This is a genomic window from Streptomonospora litoralis (assembly GCF_004323735.1).
GTDB classification, from domain to species: Bacteria; Actinomycetota; Actinomycetes; order Streptosporangiales; family Streptosporangiaceae; genus Streptomonospora; species Streptomonospora litoralis.
This window is the reverse complement of record NZ_CP036455.1, coordinates 4,912,242-4,930,536: the sequence shown is the minus strand read 5'-3', so window position 1 is coordinate 4,930,536 and position 18,295 is coordinate 4,912,242. Positions and strand designations below refer to the sequence as shown.

The window sequence follows — 18,295 nt, the reverse complement described above, 5'->3', positions numbered from 1 at the left end:
AGACGGTACCGGGCGCCCGCTCAAGCCCGTGCGGTGCCGCGGCGCTACACCGGCAGCGCGGTCAGACCGTAGTGGGCGCCGAACGCGACGAAGCCGAGGACGGCCACAGCGACCAGCGAGTAGTGGATCCGGCCGGCGACGCCCCACCAGCGGAGGATCCATGCCCCGACCGCGGCGGCCAGGACTATGACTGAGACGGCTCCGGCCACGGAGAGCGGGACGGTCAGCAGCGGCGAGCCGTTGAAGACCATGCCGGTCAGGGCGGCGCCGTCGCCCAGGGCCGAGACCACGAAGGCCGTGTAGCCCGCACAGGTGACGACCGCGGCCGCGGCCAGGGCGCGCGCAGTACGCGACCCGCGGGTGCGGGCGCGGTCGTGGCCGCGCCCGCGCAACCTGCGGACGAGCGCGGCCGACGGCCACACCAGGACGGTGCCCATGATCAGCAGCGCGGCGCCGGCTCCCGCAAGGTGCAGGTAGACGTGCTCGTGCCAGGCGATCCGCTCGTAGTTCTGGGTGGGGACAGCGCCGTAGGCCAACCCGGTGATCTCGCCGTCCTCCTCGATGAAGGCCAGTTCGCCGCCCTTCTCACTGCGGAACCGATTGTCCCCGACCGGAGTCCAGACCTGTTCGCCCAGCATCGTGTTGGCCGTGCGCAGTCGGCCGTCGCCGGCGGCCGAGACCGACGTCAGGTCGATGGCCGACATCAGCTCGCTGGTGTCGCTGCGGCCGATGCGCGTCGTCCGGTAGGAGCCTTCGTAGTGTCCCGGCGCGACGCCGGACGCAGTCTGCCCGGTGGGCGCTGCGGTGGTGTCCGCGGAGGCGGTGAACTCCTCCAGCACCTCCTCGACGACGAGTGCCCGCACGTCCTCCAGCGGGCTCTGCGCGGTGCCGTCGCCGTTGACCGCCACGTAGACGCCCAGATCCGCTTCGGGTACGACGGCCCATTCGGTGTGCGCGCCGTCGAGGTCGCCGCCGTGGCCGACGGCATGCGGCCAGGCACCGGCCTTGTCCCAGGTTCCGTATGCCGCCCCCGCCAACCGCGGATGCACCGAGTGCTGCGCGGACAGCATCGTGTCGGCGGCTTCGGGGGAGAGGATCCGCGCCCCCTGGTACTCGCCACCGTTCAGCAGAGCAAGCAGGAACGCCGACATGTCGGACGCGGTGGCGTAACCGGCCCCTGCCGGGGCCTGGTTGACGTAGAGCGCGTCGGCCTCTTCGAGGGACGCGTAGTAGAGGGTCGGCGTCTCGAACCGGTCGGCGGCCTCGTCGGGAGTGGCGAAGGCGCTCCGCCGCATGCCCAGCGGAGCGAACACGTTCTCGGCGACGTATTCCGCGAACGGGACACCCGACACCCGCTGGACGACCAGCCCGGCGAGGCTGGTGCCGTAGTTGGAGTACCCGATGAACCTGCCGGGCGGATAGATGCGGTCGGGCCGGTACTCCCGCACATACTCGCCCAGCTCCAGCATGCCCTCGGCGGAGTCGGCGGCCATTCCGGCGACCGCGCTCTCGAACCCGGCCGAATGGGTCAGCAGGTGGTGCAGGGTCACCGGCTTGCCGGGATAGGTCTCGGGGATCCGCGCCTCCTCGGGCAGGTAGGCGTTGACGTCGGCGTGCAGGTCCACCTCGCCCCGGTCGGCGAGTTGCAGGACAGCCGCCGCGGTGAAGGACTTGCTGACCGAGGCCATCGGGAACGAGGTCCTGTCGGCGTCGACCGGTGTCCCCTCGTCGACATCGGCTTCTCCGTAGCCGCCGGCGTAGACCTGTTCGCCGCCGGCGACCACGGACACCGCGGCGCCGGGGACGTTGTGCTCCTCAAGCAGTTCGGGCACGCGCTCGTCGAGCAGGCGCTGCACAGCGGCGGGTGTCGGTTCGACCGCGGCGTCCTCGGCACCGGCCTTGTCGGCGGCGGCAGCGGTGCCGGGCAGCACGGCCGTGGCGGCGGCCAGCGCCGCCGCGCAGAGGGAGAGTACGGATCGGATTCGTGGCGACACGGCGCCGTCTCCTCGTCTTCGCTTCCGCCGGAACCCGAGTGGTCCCGGCAAGAATGAAGACACTACGCAGCCGACCGGCGACGCTTCAGCGGTGTGAGCCGCCCTTTCCCAGCGGTAGAGGGTGGGACAGCGGATGTACAGCGGGCTGCACGTCCGACGGTCCGCCCGTCGACGGGTGCACGGCGTCTGCCGCCGTCGGGCGCGGGCGCGAGGTCTTCAACGGTCGACGCTCGCGGGAGTCCTCGTCGTCGCCCATGGGCGGGGGCCGCCCTGGGCGGCTACGGCTACCGGTCGGTAGCCGCGGTCTCCCGTCCTTGGCATCGCCGGCCGGGAGGCCGCACGGCCTTCGCCGCCCCCGGCCGCCCGCCGCGCTCAGCGCTCGGCGAGCAGCTTCTCCGGTTCCGGGCAGTAGGCGGTCATCCACTGCGGCTCGATGCGGTAGTAGACGACATTGACACCGTCCCAGTTGACCGGTGAATCGCCGTAGTGCGCGGTGAGGTGCTCCAGTACGGCGGGCCAGCCCTGTGCCTCTGGATCGGCGGCGTCGGGCGGGCTGATCGGCACGGCGGTGCCGTGGGTGAACACACCGAGGGCCTCGCCCCGCATGTGAGCGGCGCTGATCCCCGGGCGGGCCGCCAGGTGACGCGCCTTGGCCGCGGAGCGGTCGGTGCCGACGATCCAGCGGCCGTGCAGGAAATGGCCGTCGATGCCGCTGATGCGGGGCTCGCCGCGGGCCGTCACGGTGGAGACCGACAGTGTGCACATCCCCGTCAGTGCCCCGGTGAGCTGTGCGGCCGTGAGGGTGCTCGGCCGTTCGCCGCCCAGGTAGATGGACCGCAGGTGCGCGCTCGCGCGTTCCACGGAGCTGTCGAGCAGGTGCTGCAGTTCGGCGAGTTCGGTCGTGGTCTCGTACATGGCGACGATTGTGCGCCTCCTTCCTGCCATCCTGTGTCAGGAAGCGCGGCGAGTCCGCGGTGCCGCGGGCGGACCCCCGGGGAATGTCCGCGGCGGGTGCGACACTTCACACATGATCGACCATATGTCCCTGCAGGTCGCCGATATGGCGGCCGCCACCGGTTTCTACGACACCGTCCTCGCTCCTCTGGGGTGGCGGCGCGTTATGGACTTCGGCGACCACGCGGTCGCCTACGGCGGCGACCACCCGGCCTTCTGGGTGGGCCCGGCCGTCACCGAAGGCCCGGCGCGCGAGGTCCATGTCGGCTTCGCCGCCTCCGACCGTGCGGCAGTCGACGCCTTCCACGCCGCGGCGGCCGCAGCGGGTGCGGAAGTGCTGCATACGCCCCGCCTGTGGCCGGAGTACCACCCGCACTACTACGCGGCCTTCGTCCGCGATCCCGACGGCAACAATGTGGAGGCGGTCTGCCACACGCCGGAATGAGGCCGCTCAGGTGCGGCAGGAGAGGCGGTCGGAGGCACCGGCACCGCCGGTGAGCCGTGCTCGCGGCTCCTGCGCCACCGGTGTGGCGGCCCGCCCCGTCGGTGCCGAGGGTGGTGGACTGGCGGGGTGAACGCATTCGGGGGATCCGCCGGCGATTCCTCCGGTCTGCCCGCGGACCAGGGCCGTGTCCGTCGAGACGCGTGGCCGGTTGCCGAAACCGTGCTGGTGACCTTCCTCGCCGACGCCGTCCTGATCGCGCTCTACGCCCTCGCGCCGCTGGACCTGGACGCCGACCGGCATCCTGTGCTGCGGACGCTGGGCGCGCTGCTGCTGCTCTCGGTGCTCGTGGTCTGGCAGATCCGGGCGATCTCGCGGGCTCCCCGGCCGCAACTGCGCGCGTTCGCCGCGATCGGTTTCCTCAGCGCTGTGTACCTGCTGGGCTGGGCGGCCGCCTACGTCGCACATTCCGCCGCCGCCCCTGACGCGTTCACCGAGCCGCTGAGCCGCTTCGACGCCCTGTACTTCGCCGTCACCGTCTTCGCCACCGTCGGGTTCGGCGACGTCGTCCCGCTCACCCAGGCGGCCCGCGTCTCCGTGACGGTGCAGATGGTGTTGAACCTGGTGATGATCGGCGCCGTGCTGCGCCTCGTCGTCGCGACCGCGCGCACGCGCAGTCGCAGTCTCGGAGGCGGCTGAATCCCGGCCGCGGGCACGTCGGCCCTGCTCCGTATCACCAGGGGAGAAGGCGAGCCCGTTGCCGGTGCCGACTGCGGCGCCGGCAACGGGGTCAGGCGTTGGGGGTGGGCTGTTCGCCGCCGATGTGGCTGCGCCAGTCGCCGTCGGCCGTGAGCCAGTGCGGTACCAGCCGGACGGGGAAGGGGAGTTCCGTCTCGAAGAGGTCCTCGCCGTGGACCTGGCGGGCCTCGACGTACTGGCCGTTCTCCAGCCGGAGTTCGGAGATGCCGGTCTTGTCCGGAGCCGGGTTGATGATCCAGTAGGACTCGATGCCGAAGTCGGCGTATTCGCGGCGCTTGGTGTGGTTGTCGCGCAGCACACTCTCCGGGGATACGACCTCGACGGCGAGCACGGGCGGACGCGTGATGTAGGGGTGCTCGGCGTCCTGAGAGCGGAGTACCACTACATCAGGGATGCGATGGTGGGTGCGGTCGGCGTTGAAGTTGATACCCAATCCGTTCAGGACGAGGTATTCCTGCGGAGCGGTCATCCCCAGGTAGGTGTTCAGTCGGGACTCGATGAGGGTGTGCAGGAAAACCGGTGCCGGAGACACGTCAAGCCTCCCGTCGACCAGCTCGTAGCGCCTGCCGTCGTCGGGCATGCGTGCCAGGTCGTCCACTGTCAGGCGCTGGACGGGAGGATCCGTCTTCCCGATGCTCATGACTGCCATACTGCCTCCTTTGCTGCATGGAGACCAGTATTCAGCCCCGTGTTCGGTTACGGGCGAGTACGCTGCGATTTCCCGGGAAGCGCGCCCATTCCGGCGGTATGTGTCCCGGTATCTGCCGTCGTTTCTCCCGCCCCCGAGACTGCGAAGGCCCGGGCGGCCGCTCCCGCCCGGGCCTCTGGTGCGCTGGCGCGCCCGAGTCAGCTGACGCCGATGCCCTTCTCGTCGTGCACGTCGACGACGCTGCAGCCGTCGGGGGCGAAGCCCGAGGCCTGGAGCAGGTCGACGCAGACCGGGACGGTGATGTTCTGCACCTCGGCGTTGTTGTCGGCGCTGGCGGTGCCGGCCATGGCGCCCAGGGCGAGGGCCGTCGCGGCGACGAGGCCGGAAACCTTGGCGATGCGCTTCATGGGAATCCTCTCGGAAGTACGGGAAGCTCTTGCAGGCGGCGGCTCTCTCCGCCCGCGACAAGTAACCTAACGTAGTTGCCGCAGCGCGTCACGTGATTACGGGCAAAAGAGCGATGATTATTCTGCCTCTGACCTGCGGAGATCCGGCCCTTGGTGCAGAACGGACGTTTCGCTTGGGCGGTCGGCGCACCGCCGGCGGCCGCGATTCGCGTCCAGCACGGGCACGCGCGCTCCGGTCGGCCGTCCGCGCGCCGCCGTCCTCGGACATGCGAACGGCCCGGGTGCCACGCACACGGGCCGTTGTGGAATCTCCGCCGGTCGGTCGGGCCGGTTGCGGCCGCAACCGCCGTCTCAAGCCGAAGGCGCGGTCACCAGCCTTGCTGCCCGTACCCCGGGTACTGCTGCCCGTAGCCGGGCTGCTGGTGTCCGTAACCCGGATGCGGCTGCTGACCGTAACCGGGGTACTGCTGCTGTCCGTAGCCCGGGTACTGCTGCTGATACTGCTGCTGGTAGCCCTGGCTGTACTGCTGCCCGCTCGGGTACTGGTAGCCGGCGTAGGGGTCCGGCTGCTGCGGATGCTGGGCGCCGGTGGGGTGCTGCTGGTAGGCCTGCTGCTGCCCGGTGGTGTGGTCGGGGACCTCCTGGCCCCTGCCGCCGGCGGAGTCGGGGCGGAAGATGAACAACCGCGCCGACGCACCTTCTTCGCCCGAGCTGGGCGCCATCTGGTCCAGCCGCCACCCGGCCTCCTCGATCCCCTCCAGGATGCGGGTCAGCCCGGGGCGGACCTTGCTCGACGCCTCGTCGTAACTGTCGACGTCCAGCTGCACGATGAACATCCGGCGCTTCTGCTGCGCGGCGACCTTCGCGTGCTCGACGACGGTGCTGTCCCTCACGACCTGCGTGACGCTCATTAGTCCAACCGTACCTATCTGCTCTGTGCGGCACTCGCCTGCCCGTCGAGCGGCGCTCACCGTCCGCATCAGCCGAGGAGTCACTCCGCCGGGCTCCGTCCGCAACCCATCATGCCTTCTTTGCGAGACTTCTAGCCAGAAGTCCGCGAACGGCTACGATCCGGCGGCTTGGACCGCATCGGCGATCGGCGTGGTGCCGCCCACCACCTCAAGCACATGGCCCACGGTGGCGGGTTCGTCGAGCAGCGCGACGACGACCGCGGCGACGTCCTCCCGCGGGATCTCCGCCCGCTCCACCTTCGGCGCGAGCCGGACCGATCCGGTTCCCGGATCCTCGGTGAGGCGCCCCGGACGCAGGATGGTCCAGTCGGTCTCCAGGCTCCGCTGGCGCAGGTCGTCGTCCGCGGCGCGCTTGGCCTCGACGTAAGCCGCCCACACCGGTTCGGAGCCGGGCGCAGGGCCGTCGTCCACCCCGATGGCCGAGACCATGATGTAGCGCCGGACGCCCGCCAGCGAGGCGGCGTCGGCCAGCAGCCGAGCCGCGCCGCGGTCGACTGTGGACTTGCGGTCGGCGCCGCTGCCCGGTCCGGCGCCCGCGGCGAACACCACCGCATCGGCGCCCATGACCTTCTCGGTGAGCTGGGTGGCCGTGGTGTTCTCCAGGTCGATGACGACCGGCTCGGCACCCGCGGCGCGCACGTCCTCGGCATGGTCGGGGTTGCGGATGAGGCCCACCGGTGTGTCGCCGCGGTCGGCCAGAAGCCGTTCGAGCCGCAGCGCGATCTTGCCGTGTCCTCCGGCGATCACAATTCGCATACCCGCAGGCTATGCCCTGGCGGGAATCGCGCCGCACAGCACGAGGCCCGCGCGGTGTCGCGCGTGCGGAGCGCGCGGCGCGGAAGCGGCGTCTGAGTGCCCCGCGCACAGGCCGCACGGCTTGCTCCGAGCCGGGCGCAGGCGCCCCTCACCCTCTGCTGAAGTGCTCTCGCAGCACTCGTTTGAGCAGCTTGCCGCTGGCGTTGCGCGGCAGCTCCTCCACCATGTGCACCCGTTTGGGCGTCTTGAAGCCGGCCAGCCGCTCGCGGACGAACCCGATCAGCTCGTCCTCGGTCGCCGGTCCCTTCAGTACCGCCACCGCAGTGACGGCCTCGCCCCAGGCGGGATCGGGCACCGAGATCACCGCGACCTCCGCGATCGACGAGTGCCGGTAGAGCACGTCCTCGACCTCGCGGGGGGCCACCAGCACACCGCCGGTGTTGATGACGTCTTTCACCCGGTCCACGATCGTGAAATAGCCCTCGGAGTCGCGCCGGGCGATGTCGCCCGAGCGGAACCAGCCGTCGCGGAAAGCCTCCTTGGTCTCCTCGGGCTTGTCCCAGTAGCCCTCGCACAGCTGCGGAGAACGGTAGACGACCTCGCCGCGCTCGCCCGGGGCGACGTCGGCGCCCTCCTCGTCGACCAGGCGCGCCTCCACGAAGAGCACCGGGCGCCCGCAGGAGTCCATGCGGCCCGCGACGTGCTCCTCGGGGCGCAGCACCGTGGCGAGCGGTCCGATCTCGCTCTGCCCGAAGCAGTTGTAGAAGCCGATTCCGGGATGCCGGGCGCGGATGCGCTCCAGCACCGGCACCGGCATGATCGCGGCGCCGTAGTAGGCCTTCGCCAACCCCGAGAGGTCGCGTACGGCGAAGTCGGCGTGGTTCGACAACGCCGCCCAGACCGTCGGCGCCGCGAAGAACGACGTGATGCCGTTCTCCTCGATACGGCGCAGCAGGTCGGCGGGCTCGGGGGTCTCGACGATCTCGCTATAGGCCCCTGCCGCCAGCGCGGGCATCAGGAACACGTGCATCTGCGCGGAGTGGTACAGCGGCAGCGCGTGCAGCATGCGGTCGCCCTCGCCGACGTCGAGGGCGTGCAGGCAGCTCACGTACTCGTGCACCAGCGCGCGGTGGGTCATCATCGCGCCCTTGGGTGCCGAGGTGGTGCCCGAGGTGTAGAGGAGCTGCACCACATCGGTGTCGGCGACGTCGGTGAACAGGTCCTCGGGCGAGTCGGGATCGCGCGCGACCTCCAGCGCCGACTCCTCGGAGCCGCGCAGCGCCAGCACGTCGCGGGCGGGGATCTGCGCCCGGACCTCCTCGATCCGCCCGGCCAGCTTGGGATCGGCGAGTACCACGATGCTGCCCGACTGGGCCAGCAGGTAGCTGAGTTCGGCGCCGCCCAGGTTCTGGTTCACGGGAACATGCACCAGACCGGCGCGGGCGCAGCCAAGAAAGGCCAGCAGGTAGGCGTCGGAGTTGTGCCCGTAGGCGGCGACGCGGTCCATGCGGGTGAGCCCGAGGCCCAGCAGCCACGCCGCCACCCGCGTGGCGCCCCGGTCCAGCTCGGCGAACGTCCACTCCCGGTCGCCGAACCGCAGCGCTACGCGGTCCGGCGACCGCGCGGCAGTGCGCCGCAGCACGCCGTCGACCGTGCTCGCCCTGGCCAGTGCCGACTCGTCGGCTCCCATACCGCCTCCCACCGCCGTATCGGGGTACGCCTGCCGCCGCTGCTGTGGCGTGGCGCACTCACCAACGTAGGGCGCCGGGGTGCCGCTAGGCCAGACGCGCGCCCGGCCTGTGGACAGCGCCGCCCCGGTCGGCGCCGGGGACCCCCTCCGACCGCGCCGCGCGGCCGCCGCCCCGGTGCCGGGTGCCCGAACCGCGGTGCCCGAACCGCGGTGCCCGAACCGCGGCGTACGAACCGCGCGCGAAGCCCCCGGAAGCGGCGGCGGGCGGCCGCGCTCTGCGCAGCCGCCCGCCGCCGCGGAAGGACGCGGCGCCGACTCAGCCCACCGTCCAGGTGTCGCCGCTGGAGAGCAGCGCGGCCAGCTCGGCCTCGCCGCCGCGGGCGGTCTCGGCCGCGGCGAGCTGCTCGGTCATCCGCCCGTCGTAGGTGGGGTGGTCGACATCGCGGAAGACACCGATCGGCACGTGCTCGAACGCCGGGTAGTCCATGCGGGACAGCGCGAACGCATAGCCGGGGTCCTCCCGGTGGGCGTCGTGGCGGACCAGCGCGTCCTCGCCCACCTCGGCGGTGTCGGCCACGGACAGCTCGCCGTAGTCGCCCATGACGACGCCGCGGTCGGAGCCGATGCGCAGCGGCTCGCCGTGCTCCATGCGCAGCAGCCGCATGTCGCGCTCGCCCGGGTCCTTCAGCGGCTCGAACGCGTCGTCGTTGAAGATCGGGCAGTTCTGGTAGATCTCCACGAACGACGCGCCCTCGTGGTCGGCTGCCGCGCGCAGCACGCTGGTGACATGCTTGCGGTCGGAGTCGACGGTGCGCGCGACGAAGCCGGCCTCCGCGCCCAGCGCCAGCGAAACCGGGTTGAACGGGTTGTCCAGCGACCCCATCGGCGAGGACTTGGTGACCTTGCCCGCCTCCGAGGTCGGCGAGTACTGGCCCTTGGTCAGCCCGTAGATGCGGTTGTTGAACAGCAGCACGTTGATGTTGACGTTGCGCCGCAGCGCGTGGATGAGGTGGTTGCCGCCGATGGACAGGCCGTCGCCGTCACCGGTGATCACCCACACCGACAGGTCGGGCCGGCTGGCCGCCAGTCCGGTGGCGATGGCCGGAGCACGCCCGTGGATCGAGTGCATGCCGTAGGTGCTCAGGTAGTAGGGGAACCGCGAGGAGCACCCGATGCCCGAGACGATCACGATGTTCTCCCGGGGCACGCCCAGCTCGGGCAGGAACCCCTGGAAGGCGGCCAGGATCGCGTAGTCGCCGCAGCCCGGGCACCAGCGCACGTCCTGGTCGGACTTGAAGTCCTTCATCTTGTACTCGGTGTCGGTGCGCGGGACCAGCCGAAGGCCGTTGAAGCCCTCACCCGCGCCGTTGCCGTTGCCGTTGCTCTCAGACACGGTCGATGACCTCCTGCACCACGCCGGCCAGCTCTTCCGCCTTGAACGGCAGGCCGCTGACCTTGGTGTAACTCACGATGTCGACCAGGAACCGGCTGCGCAGCAGCATCGCCAGCTGGCCGAGGTTGATCTCGGGGACGAGCACGCGGTCGTAGGACCGCAGCACCGCGCCCAGGTTCTCCGGGAAGGGGTTGAGGTGGCGCAGATGGGCCTGGGCCACTTTGCCCCCGGCCCGCCGCACCCGGCGCACGCCCGCTCCGATCGACCCGTAGGTTCCGCCCCAGCCGAGGACGAGGACCTCGGCGTCGCCGGTGGGGTCGTCGACCTCCAGTTCCGGGATGTCGCGGGCGATGCCGTCGATCTTCGCCTGGCGCGAGCGCACCATCAGATCGTGGTTGGACGGGCTGTAGGAGATGTTGCCGGTGCCGTCGCTCTTCTCGATGCCGCCGATGCGGTGCTCCAGCCCCGGCGTGCCCGGGACCGCCCACGGGCGGGCGAGCGTCTCGGAGTCGCGCAGGTAGGGCTGGAACGAGCCGTCGGCGCCGTTGGCCTCCTCGGCGAAGTCCACCGAGAGGTCGGGCAGGGTGGCGACCTCGGGGATGCGCCAGGGCTCGGAGCCGTTGGCCAGGTAGCCGTCGGAGAGCACGATCACCGGCGTGCGGTACTTGGTGGCGATGCGGGTGGCCTCGATCGCGATGTCGAAGCAGTCCGAGGGCGACCGCGGAGCCAGCACCGGGGCCGGGGACTCGCCGTTGCGCCCGAACATCGCCATGAGCAGGTCGGCCTGCTCGGTCTTGGTGGGCATGCCGGTGCTGGGGCCGGCCCGCTGCACATCGATGACCAGCAGCGGCAGCTCGGTCATCACCGCCAGGCCCAGCGATTCCGCCTTGAGGACCATGCCCGGCCCCGACGTGGTCGTGACCCCCAGCGAACCGCCGAACGCGGCGCCCAGCGCGGCGCCGACGCCGGCGATCTCGTCCTCCGCCTGGAACGTGCGCACGCCCATGTGCTTGTGCCGGGACAGCTCGTGCAGGATGTCGGAGGCCGGGGTGATCGGGTAGGAGCCCAGGAACAGCGGCAGACCCGACAGCTGCGATCCGGCGACCAGGCCGTAGGAGATCGCGAGGTTGCCGGTGATGTTGCGGTAGGTGCCGACGGGCAGCTGTGCGGGCTTGATCTCGTAGGAGACCGCGAAGTCCTCGGTGGTCTCGCCGAAGTTCCATCCGGCCTGGAACGCCGCCACGTTCGCCGCGAGGATCTCGGGCTTGCCGGCGAACTTCGACTTCAGGAACCCGAGCGTGCCCTCGGTGGGCCGGTTGTACATCCACGACAGCAGACCCAACGCGAACATGTTCTTCGCGCGTTGGGCGTCCTTCTTCGAGATGTCGAACTCTTCGAGGGCCTTGACCGTCATCGAGGTCAGCGGCACCTGGCTGACCTTGTACTCCGACAGTGAGCCGTCGGAGAGCGGATCGCTTTCGTAGCCCACCTTGGCCAGGCTGCGCTTGGTGAACTCGTCGGTGTTGACGATCACCGTGGCGCCGCGCGGCACGTCCTCGACGTTGGCCTTGAGGGCGGCCGGGTTCATGGCCACCAGCACGTTGGGCGCGTCGCCCGGCGTCATGATGTCGTGGTCCGCGAAGTGGAGCTGGAAGCTGGAGACGCCCGGCAGTGTGCCGGCCGGGGCGCGGATCTCCGCGGGGAAGTTCGGCAGGGTCGACAGGTCGTTGCCGAAGGACGCTGTCTCCTGGGTGAACCGGTCTCCGGTCAGCTGCATGCCGTCGCCGGAGTCGCCTGCGAAGCGGATGATGACGCGATCGATCTGCTGGACCTGCTTGGTCACGGGGATCGCCGACCTCCTCGTCGAACCGCCGTATGGGGCCGGCGGCTCAGGTTGGCAGAGTCCTCACCACCACGTTGTGGACCGGCGGGGCCGGAGGGTGGCCGGACATGGGTATTCGAACGGGGACCTGGCCTGGGCACCGGCTCGCGCCCGTACCGCGGCTCCGGCCGGCGTACGCGGGGCACGCCTGCCGGCCGTGGGGCGAAAATCCGAGCGGCCCCGTCGGATGCGCCGACGGAACGTTCGCTCGGCGATGGCCGGTGCGAAGTGACTTCGGTCAAGGACAACAAGGCTCGCGTGCTATGCGCACGAGGTCCACGTGCCGCCGACCGGTGAGCGGAGCTCCCGGCTCGGCGGTCGTCGAAGCAAAAGCGGCCACCCTTGCATGATAGGCGGTCGCATCCGCTGCCACGGAACCGAGTGGGGCATTTCACAGGACCCTTCGCAGGACCGAGGGCCGTTCCGGACGGAATCGCCCCTGCTCGGTGTAGCGGCGGTTCGCTCGGCGTAGCGGCGGTTCGGCGTGGGGGCGGGGTACCGACCGAAACGGGCCGCGGCCGCGGCCCGATCAAGGGTTTGCCTGCCGAAACGGGAACGCTTCGCCGCGACTCGCACGTTTGCTACCCAGAAGTGGCCTGGAGGGGGCCCGAGACCTAGGGAGGCCGTGAGCCGTGCAGCTCAACACGATCCGAGCAGCGGCCCTGCTCGCCGGGCTTTCGGCCCTGGTCGTCGCGGTGAGCTGGGCTGTCGCGGGGGCTCAGGGGCTGCAGGTGGGCATCGTCGCCGTCGTCGCGCTGAACGCCGTCGTCTACTTCTTCGGCGACACCATGGCGCTGCGGGCGATGCGGGCGCGCCCGGTCGGCGAGATCGAGCAGCCCGACCTCTACCGCATCGTTCGGGAGCTTGCCACCCGGGCACGCCAGCCGATGCCGCGGCTCTACCTCTCGCCCACGCCGGCGCCCAACGCCTTCGCGACCGGCCGCGGCCCGCGCCGCGCCACCGTGTGCTGCACCACCGGTCTGCTGCGCATGCTCGACGAACGCGAACTGCGCGGGGTCATCGCCCACGAACTCGCCCACGTGCGCAGCCGCGACACGCTGCTGTGCTCGGTCGCGGGCACCGTCGCCGTCGTCATCACCTCGCTGACGGCGCTGGCGCTGCTGCTGCCGCTGGGCGACTCCGAGGACGAGGACGTCCCCAGCGTCCTCGGGGCACTGCTGTTCCTCGTGCTGGGGCCGCTGGCGGCGGGCGTCATCCGGGTGGGGGTGCGCCGCTCGCGCGAATACCGCGCCGACCACGCCGCCGCCGAGCTGACCGGCGACCCGCTCGCGTTGGCCGCCGCTTTGCGCAAGATCGAGGTCGGTACCCGCACCCACCCGCTGCCCGCCGAACGCCCGCTGCTGGCCACCGGCCACCTGATGATCGCCCACCCGTTCCCGCAGCGCGGCATCAACAAGCTCTTCGCGGTCCACCCCCCGGTACAGGACCGCATCCGCCGCCTCCGCCGCCTCGCCGAACGCTGGGGCACACACTGAGCGCAATCCTCGGGCCCGCGGATGGGCCCGCGGAGCGGCGGCGCCGGTGAGGCCGTGGTGGAGGTCCGACTCGACGCGGGCACTGCGCCGTAGGTGCACCGCGGGCACCGCGCCGTGGGCATTCCACTGCGCGGCCGGGGAGATGCGCTCGGGCCGCGGGCGCCGAGCGCGCGAGCCGGCACAGCGGCGGCCCGCGGGTCCGAAGAGCCGCTGCCGCTGTGCCGACGGTCCGCGCCCTACCGGTAGTTCGTGAACTGCAGGGCGATGTCCAGGTCCTTCTCCTTGAGCAGGGTCTGCACCGCTTGCAGGTCGTCCTTCTTCTTGGCGCTGACGCGCAGCTCGTCGCCCTGGATCTGCGCCTTCACGCCCTTGGGGCCCTCGTCGCGGATGATCTTGGAGATCTTCTTGCCGTCCTCGGTGGAGATCCCCTCCTTGAGAGGGATCGGCATCCGGTACTCCTTGCCCGAGGCCTTGGGCTCCTGATCGTCGATGTCCAGCACCTTCAGCGAGACGCCGCGTTTGATGAGCTTCTCCCGGAAGACGTCCAGAGCGGCCTTCACGCGCTCGTCGGAGTTCGCCCGGATCTCCACCCCCTGCTCGCCCGACCAGGTGACGGTGGCGCCGGTGCCCTTGAAGTCGAAGCGCTGCGAGAGCTCCTTGGCGGCCTGGTTCAGCGCGTTGTCGACCTCCTGCCGGTCGAGCTTGGACACGACGTCGAAACTGGATTCAGCGGCCACGTGCGCTCACACCTTCGAAAAGCGGTTCCAGGGGCCGCGAGGTCCGCGGCCCGCGATGTCCTCGGCGCCGCCCTCCGCCGCCGCACATCCCTGCACGGCTCCGGACTGCGACAGCCCCCGAGCTTAGCCCCGCATCCCCGCTCCCGCGCGTCGCCCACCCCGCCACTGGCCCCGCTCGCAGAACCGATTTCGTATCCGGGCCCCATGTCCGCTAGTCTCATCCCTGCGTCGCGACACCGAGTCGCCCGCCCCAGGCAGGTTGCCCGAGCGGCCAAAGGGAGCGGTCTGTAAAACCGCCGGCATTGCCTTCCAAGGTTCGAATCCTTGACCTGCCACCCATGGGAAACGCCCCTATGACCGGGCATGTCGCGGTCATAGGGGCGTTCTCGTGTTCCCGGTTGTTCCCGGATGCGACCGGCTGTTGCCGGTTGTCTGTGGAACAGCAGTGGAACGCCCAGCAGCGGCGAGGGTGGCGGTGGGGTCGGCCCCGCGGTCATCGCACCGGGTGTGCGCCGGTGGCGCGCCCGGCGGGGCGGCGGGCACCGGTCCTGTTCGCGGGCGGTGGCACGTCGGCGCCGACCGGCGCCGGTACGCCCGGTATGCCGGTTCACCCGGTGTTGATCGTGCCCTTATGGCCACGGGAAGGCGCTTTCCGTGGTCATAAGGGCACGATCGTCGGGAGCCCGCCGCCGCCCCGACCAGCACCCTTACCTTCCTTCGCCGGCCGCCGCCACCGGCGGGAACCCGACCCGACAACTCCCCGCGCACGCCCGCTCCGTCGACGTCACAGGGGACACTTTTCCACAGGGCTACTCGTTGCTACGCATTCAAACGAACAGCTGCCAGCCCCTTCAGGTGGACTGTGAGCGCAGAGCGCAGTGAAACCGCGCCGAAGTTCCTCGAAGCTGTCTGTGGCTTCTGAGCGCGTGACAAGTGGCCTGGGGCGGGATCGCAAGTCGTGCCAGCGGGTGACGGGCCCCGACTTCGTTCGGCGTCGTCGGCGCTAAGTAGCAGGTGCGGACTGCATAGTGCCCGCGGAGTGACACTACGGTCTCCGGTTGAGCACCGGCTTCTCTCCTCAGCGCCTCTGTGATCGGCCGAGGCGGCGTATGAGTATCGGCTGCGCACCGAACACAGTGCGTAATCGATGATCACTGGTTGGAGATCACGCCGATGGCCCGAAACAGGCGCAGCGCAGCATGGAAGTACTGGGGATACCTGCCGTTCGCGGGTGCGCTCCTGGGATGGCTCAATCCCGCGATCGGGACGGGGGTCATCCTGGCACTGGCTGCTCTCTCCATGTTCTACTTCTTCTTCCAGGTCCCCCGCCCCTGCGGGGCGTGGAACCGTGGTGAGCGAGGACGCTGTCGCAACAACGCCTACGGCCTGCTACGAGGCTGCCACCTCCAAGAGCACAAGTGGCAGAACATGCGGATGCTGGTGAACTACCATCGCTGGCGCGAGCTGGGGGCCGGCCTCTGGGCCAGCTGGAAGAGCGCGCTGCCTGCATTGGCTCAGTTCGCCACGATGGTCTCCGGTGTTTCCGCAGCCTTGATGTTCTTCATCGCCCAACCCAAGTAGCCGGAGTCTTCGTGTTTGCGCTGCCGAGCCCGGGTCGAAGTGGGCGCACCGGGATGGGTCTGTGGTCGCCGGGTGGCCGGCTGGGGCCGGGTGCGGACGGCCGGGTTGCGTCGTGCCGCCGTGTCGGCGGCCCCCTGTGGGCTAGGGTCGGGGTGGCCGCGGCCCCTCGGGCGTGGCGGGTGGGTGGGCCGTCTTCGTTCGTTTTCTTGTTCGCGTCCTGCCGGTTGTGCTGCGGCGGGGCGTATTAAGTCATGCCCGGAACCGGCGCAGGGCGGGTGTAGGGGTGGGTGGCCGCGCGTCGGGGGCCCGCGGGTGGGGTGGCGGATCGGTGTACCGGTGAGCGGCGTGTCGAGATGGCTGCCGAAAATATGTCCGGAATGCCGCGGGCAAAAGCGACTTTCCATTGCGCAATGCCGTGCAACGGGCACTCCAAACCATTCGGAAGGCTCGGCAAATTTATCTCGGTGGATTTGCTGCCGCTTGCTGCCAAAATTGAATCAACGGACGAATCGGACATATTGATTCCGCCGTTTTTGGCGTTGACAAAATCCGCCGGCTACGTCGATGATTACTCCCGTCCACCGCGACAACGGGCGCCTCGAAGCGTCTTTCTCCAGCCTCGTATTGAAATTCCGGGGGAATCGTGAAGAAGAAGTTGACCGCTGCCGGTCTGATCGCCGGCGCCGCGATGGGCGCTGTGCTTATGGCTGGACCCGCTCACGCCGGTCCCTACGGCGGCGACCAGCAGTTCAACCAGAACCTGCAGGTCGTGCCGATCCAGCTGTGCAACACCAACGCCTCGGTGCTCGGCGCCACCGTGCCGATCCTGTCGCCGCAGACCACCGGCGACTGCACCAACGGACCTCGCGGCGCCAACGTCGACGGCTGACGGCGCCAATCAGCTTCATCCACTTTCCACACGTTTCACAGTCAGAAGGGAAATCCCCATGCTGCGCAAGCTGGGAATCGCCGGCGTGATCGCCGGCGCGGCCCTCGGGGCCGTTGTCGCCGCCTCTCCCGCCAACGCGGGCGCCTACGGGGGCGACCAGCAGTACAACCAGAACCTGCAGGGTGTCGCCGCACAGTCCTGCAACGCCAACGTCGCCGCCGCGATCGGCGTGACCGTTCCGGTTCTGTCGCCGCAGACCACCGGCGACTGCACCAACGGCCCCATCGGCGCGAACGTCCAGGACTAGGAGAGTAGACACATGCTGCGCAAGCTCGGAATCACCGGTCTGATCGCCGGCGCGGCCCTCGGGGCCGTCGTCGCCGCCTCGCCCGCGAGCGCGGACTCCTACGGGGGCGACCAGCAGTACAACCAGAACCTGCAGGGCGTCGCGGCCCAGCTGTGCAACACCAACGCGGCCGCGGTCATCGGTGTCACGGCGCCGATCCTGTCGCCGCAGACCACCGGCGACTGCACCAACGGCCCGGTCAGCGCCAACGTCCAGGACTAGGGGCTGGTCAGGCATGCTGCGCAAGTTCGTCGCAGCCGGGACGGTTGCCGGCGCCGCCCTCGGGGCGCTGCTGTTGGCCGGTCCCGCGCAGGCGCAGACCCACGGCGGTGACCAGCAGTTCAACCAGAATCTGCAGGTCGTGCCGATCTCCGTCTGCAACGCCAACGCGGCCGTGCTCGGGGCGACCGTCCCGGTGCTGTCGCCCCAGACGACGGGCGACTGCGTCAACGGTCCGTCGGTGGTGAACCTGGACTCCCAGGACGCCTACGACGCGATCCCGGACCGCAACGGCCAAGGGTACTGATCGCGCGGCGCGGCGCCGCCTGAGGCCGCAGGCCCCACGGCGGCGCCGCCACCGCGATCGGCGCCCTCCGCGGCACGTGTCCCCCGGACCCCTCGCGGGTGCCGGGGGACACCCGTATCGGGGGCCGGTGCCCAAATGCCGCCGGTGCGGGTAGGAGATCTCTGCACGCGCGCCCGCGCGCAGCCCGGGAGAAGCCAGGAGAGCGCCATGCCAGCGACCTGCCCGCCCTCCGCCGCAGCTCGAGCGTCGGCGGCGCTGTGCGCCCTCGCGCTGCTCGGCGGCTGCGCGCAGAATCCGGAGGACACGGGTGGCCGCGGCGGCGCTCCGGAGGTGGAGCCCCCTCCATCGGCCACCGCGGGCATGGATCCCCGCAGCGCCGATCCGACCGTGGAACCCGGGACGATCTTCGTCTTCAACACCCACGGCAACGAGCAGGGCGAGGCCGACCAGCGTCCGAAGAACCTGGTCGCCTCTCCCAGTACGACCTTCACCGGGCTGGAGTGGGCCGGCTGGGGCGGCGGACCGGCGCTGGGTACCGGCCAGGTGCAGGGCACCTGGTGCCTGCCCGACTGCCAGGACGAGCCCTTCGCCGTCAGTGTCGAGCTGAGCGGAACCGAGACGATCGACGGCACCGCCTTCTACACCGACTACTCCTTCGCGGGCATGGGCGACATCCCCGAGGAGATGCGGGGAAGGCTGCGCGACGTCGACTCGGGCCGGCTCACCCTGCCCTCGGCGTGGTGATCGCGCCTTCGGGCGGCCCGGCGCGGCCGCCTCGGCGGCGACTGCGCGCCAAGAATTACCGATGCGCGATAATCGCAGG

General features: G+C 70.4%; 19 protein-coding genes and 1 tRNA gene. 10 read left to right on the top strand and 10 right to left on the bottom strand.

Annotated elements, in window-relative coordinates; genetic code table 11:
* Positions 1-44: 44 nt before the first annotated feature.
* Positions 45-1,994, bottom strand: coding sequence for a serine hydrolase domain-containing protein (locus tag EKD16_RS20805; protein WP_131100610.1), 1,950 nt, complete (start codon positions 1,992-1,994; stop codon positions 45-47).
* A gap of 372 nt (positions 1,995-2,366) precedes the next feature.
* The gene (locus tag EKD16_RS20800) at positions 2,367-2,909 is read right to left on the bottom strand and encodes a pyridoxamine 5'-phosphate oxidase family protein (protein WP_131100607.1); all 543 of its coding nucleotides are present in this window, start codon (positions 2,907-2,909) and stop codon (positions 2,367-2,369) included.
* 112 nt (positions 2,910-3,021) lie between these two features.
* Between EKD16_RS20800 and EKD16_RS20795 the strand changes: the two genes are divergently transcribed.
* The gene (locus EKD16_RS20795) at positions 3,022-3,393 is read left to right on the top strand and encodes a VOC family protein (RefSeq protein ID WP_131100604.1); all 372 of its coding nucleotides are present in this window, start codon (positions 3,022-3,024) and stop codon (positions 3,391-3,393) included.
* 126 nt (positions 3,394-3,519) lie between these two features.
* Entirely contained in the window at positions 3,520-4,089 is a 570-nt protein-coding gene (locus EKD16_RS20790; protein ID WP_165498625.1) for a potassium channel family protein, read from the top strand.
* Positions 4,090-4,180: 91 nt separating this feature from the next.
* Here EKD16_RS20790 and EKD16_RS20785 read toward each other — a convergent pair whose 3' ends face one another.
* The 7 genes from EKD16_RS20785 to EKD16_RS20755 form a co-directional block, all read right to left on the bottom strand.
* Positions 4,181-4,798 (bottom strand): Uma2 family endonuclease, encoded by a 618-nt coding sequence (locus EKD16_RS20785; protein WP_242677091.1) that lies wholly within the window; start codon positions 4,796-4,798, stop codon positions 4,181-4,183.
* A 197-nt stretch (positions 4,799-4,995) separates the two neighbouring features.
* Positions 4,996-5,205 carry a hypothetical protein gene (locus EKD16_RS20780; protein ID WP_131100599.1) on the bottom strand — a complete coding sequence of 70 codons (210 nt, stop codon included), beginning with the start codon at positions 5,203-5,205 and terminating at the stop codon, positions 4,996-4,998.
* A 368-nt stretch (positions 5,206-5,573) separates the two neighbouring features.
* A complete protein-coding gene (locus tag EKD16_RS20775; RefSeq protein WP_131100596.1) occupies positions 5,574-6,116 on the bottom strand; it encodes a hypothetical protein in 543 nt (180 codons plus the stop codon).
* Between the two features lie 153 nt (positions 6,117-6,269).
* Positions 6,270-6,932 (bottom strand): SDR family oxidoreductase, encoded by a 663-nt coding sequence (locus EKD16_RS20770; RefSeq protein ID WP_131100593.1) that lies wholly within the window; start codon positions 6,930-6,932, stop codon positions 6,270-6,272.
* A gap of 148 nt (positions 6,933-7,080) precedes the next feature.
* The gene (locus EKD16_RS20765; protein WP_131100589.1) at positions 7,081-8,622 is read right to left on the bottom strand and encodes a fatty acyl-CoA synthetase; all 1,542 of its coding nucleotides are present in this window, start codon (positions 8,620-8,622) and stop codon (positions 7,081-7,083) included.
* A 316-nt stretch (positions 8,623-8,938) separates the two neighbouring features.
* Entirely contained in the window at positions 8,939-9,928 is a 990-nt protein-coding gene (locus EKD16_RS20760) for a 2-oxoacid:ferredoxin oxidoreductase subunit beta (protein WP_207391615.1), read from the bottom strand.
* Positions 9,929-10,007: 79 nt separating this feature from the next.
* On the bottom strand, positions 10,008-11,858 hold the full coding sequence (locus EKD16_RS20755; RefSeq protein WP_131100583.1) for a 2-oxoacid:acceptor oxidoreductase subunit alpha: 1,851 nt from the start codon (positions 11,856-11,858) through the stop codon (positions 10,008-10,010).
* Between the two features lie 671 nt (positions 11,859-12,529).
* Between EKD16_RS20755 and EKD16_RS20750 the strand changes: the two genes are divergently transcribed.
* Positions 12,530-13,393 (top strand): M48 family metalloprotease, encoded by an 864-nt coding sequence (locus EKD16_RS20750; RefSeq protein WP_131100580.1) that lies wholly within the window; start codon positions 12,530-12,532, stop codon positions 13,391-13,393.
* Positions 13,394-13,629: 236 nt separating this feature from the next.
* On the opposite strand, the gene EKD16_RS20745 is transcribed toward EKD16_RS20750, so the two are convergent.
* The gene (locus tag EKD16_RS20745; protein ID WP_131100577.1) at positions 13,630-14,130 is read right to left on the bottom strand and encodes a YajQ family cyclic di-GMP-binding protein; all 501 of its coding nucleotides are present in this window, start codon (positions 14,128-14,130) and stop codon (positions 13,630-13,632) included.
* Positions 14,131-14,383: 253 nt separating this feature from the next.
* Between EKD16_RS20745 and EKD16_RS20740 the strand changes: the two genes are divergently transcribed.
* From EKD16_RS20740 to EKD16_RS20710, 7 genes are all read left to right on the top strand, one after another.
* Positions 14,384-14,465 (top strand) — tRNA-Tyr (locus EKD16_RS20740).
* Positions 14,466-15,288: 823 nt separating this feature from the next.
* Positions 15,289-15,711, top strand: a complete 423-nt coding sequence (locus EKD16_RS20735) for a hypothetical protein (RefSeq protein WP_242677090.1) — start codon at positions 15,289-15,291, stop codon at positions 15,709-15,711.
* 643 nt (positions 15,712-16,354) lie between these two features.
* A complete protein-coding gene (locus tag EKD16_RS20730) occupies positions 16,355-16,600 on the top strand; it encodes a hypothetical protein (protein WP_131100574.1) in 246 nt (81 codons plus the stop codon).
* 58 nt (positions 16,601-16,658) lie between these two features.
* Entirely contained in the window at positions 16,659-16,907 is a 249-nt protein-coding gene (locus EKD16_RS20725) for a hypothetical protein (protein ID WP_131100571.1), read from the top strand.
* 12 nt (positions 16,908-16,919) lie between these two features.
* The gene (locus EKD16_RS20720; protein ID WP_131100568.1) at positions 16,920-17,168 is read left to right on the top strand and encodes a hypothetical protein; all 249 of its coding nucleotides are present in this window, start codon (positions 16,920-16,922) and stop codon (positions 17,166-17,168) included.
* A gap of 13 nt (positions 17,169-17,181) precedes the next feature.
* Positions 17,182-17,472 (top strand): hypothetical protein, encoded by a 291-nt coding sequence (locus EKD16_RS20715; RefSeq protein ID WP_131100564.1) that lies wholly within the window; start codon positions 17,182-17,184, stop codon positions 17,470-17,472.
* A gap of 207 nt (positions 17,473-17,679) precedes the next feature.
* Positions 17,680-18,216 carry a hypothetical protein gene (locus tag EKD16_RS20710; protein WP_131100561.1) on the top strand — a complete coding sequence of 179 codons (537 nt, stop codon included), beginning with the start codon at positions 17,680-17,682 and terminating at the stop codon, positions 18,214-18,216.
* Positions 18,217-18,295 lie beyond the last annotated feature (79 nt).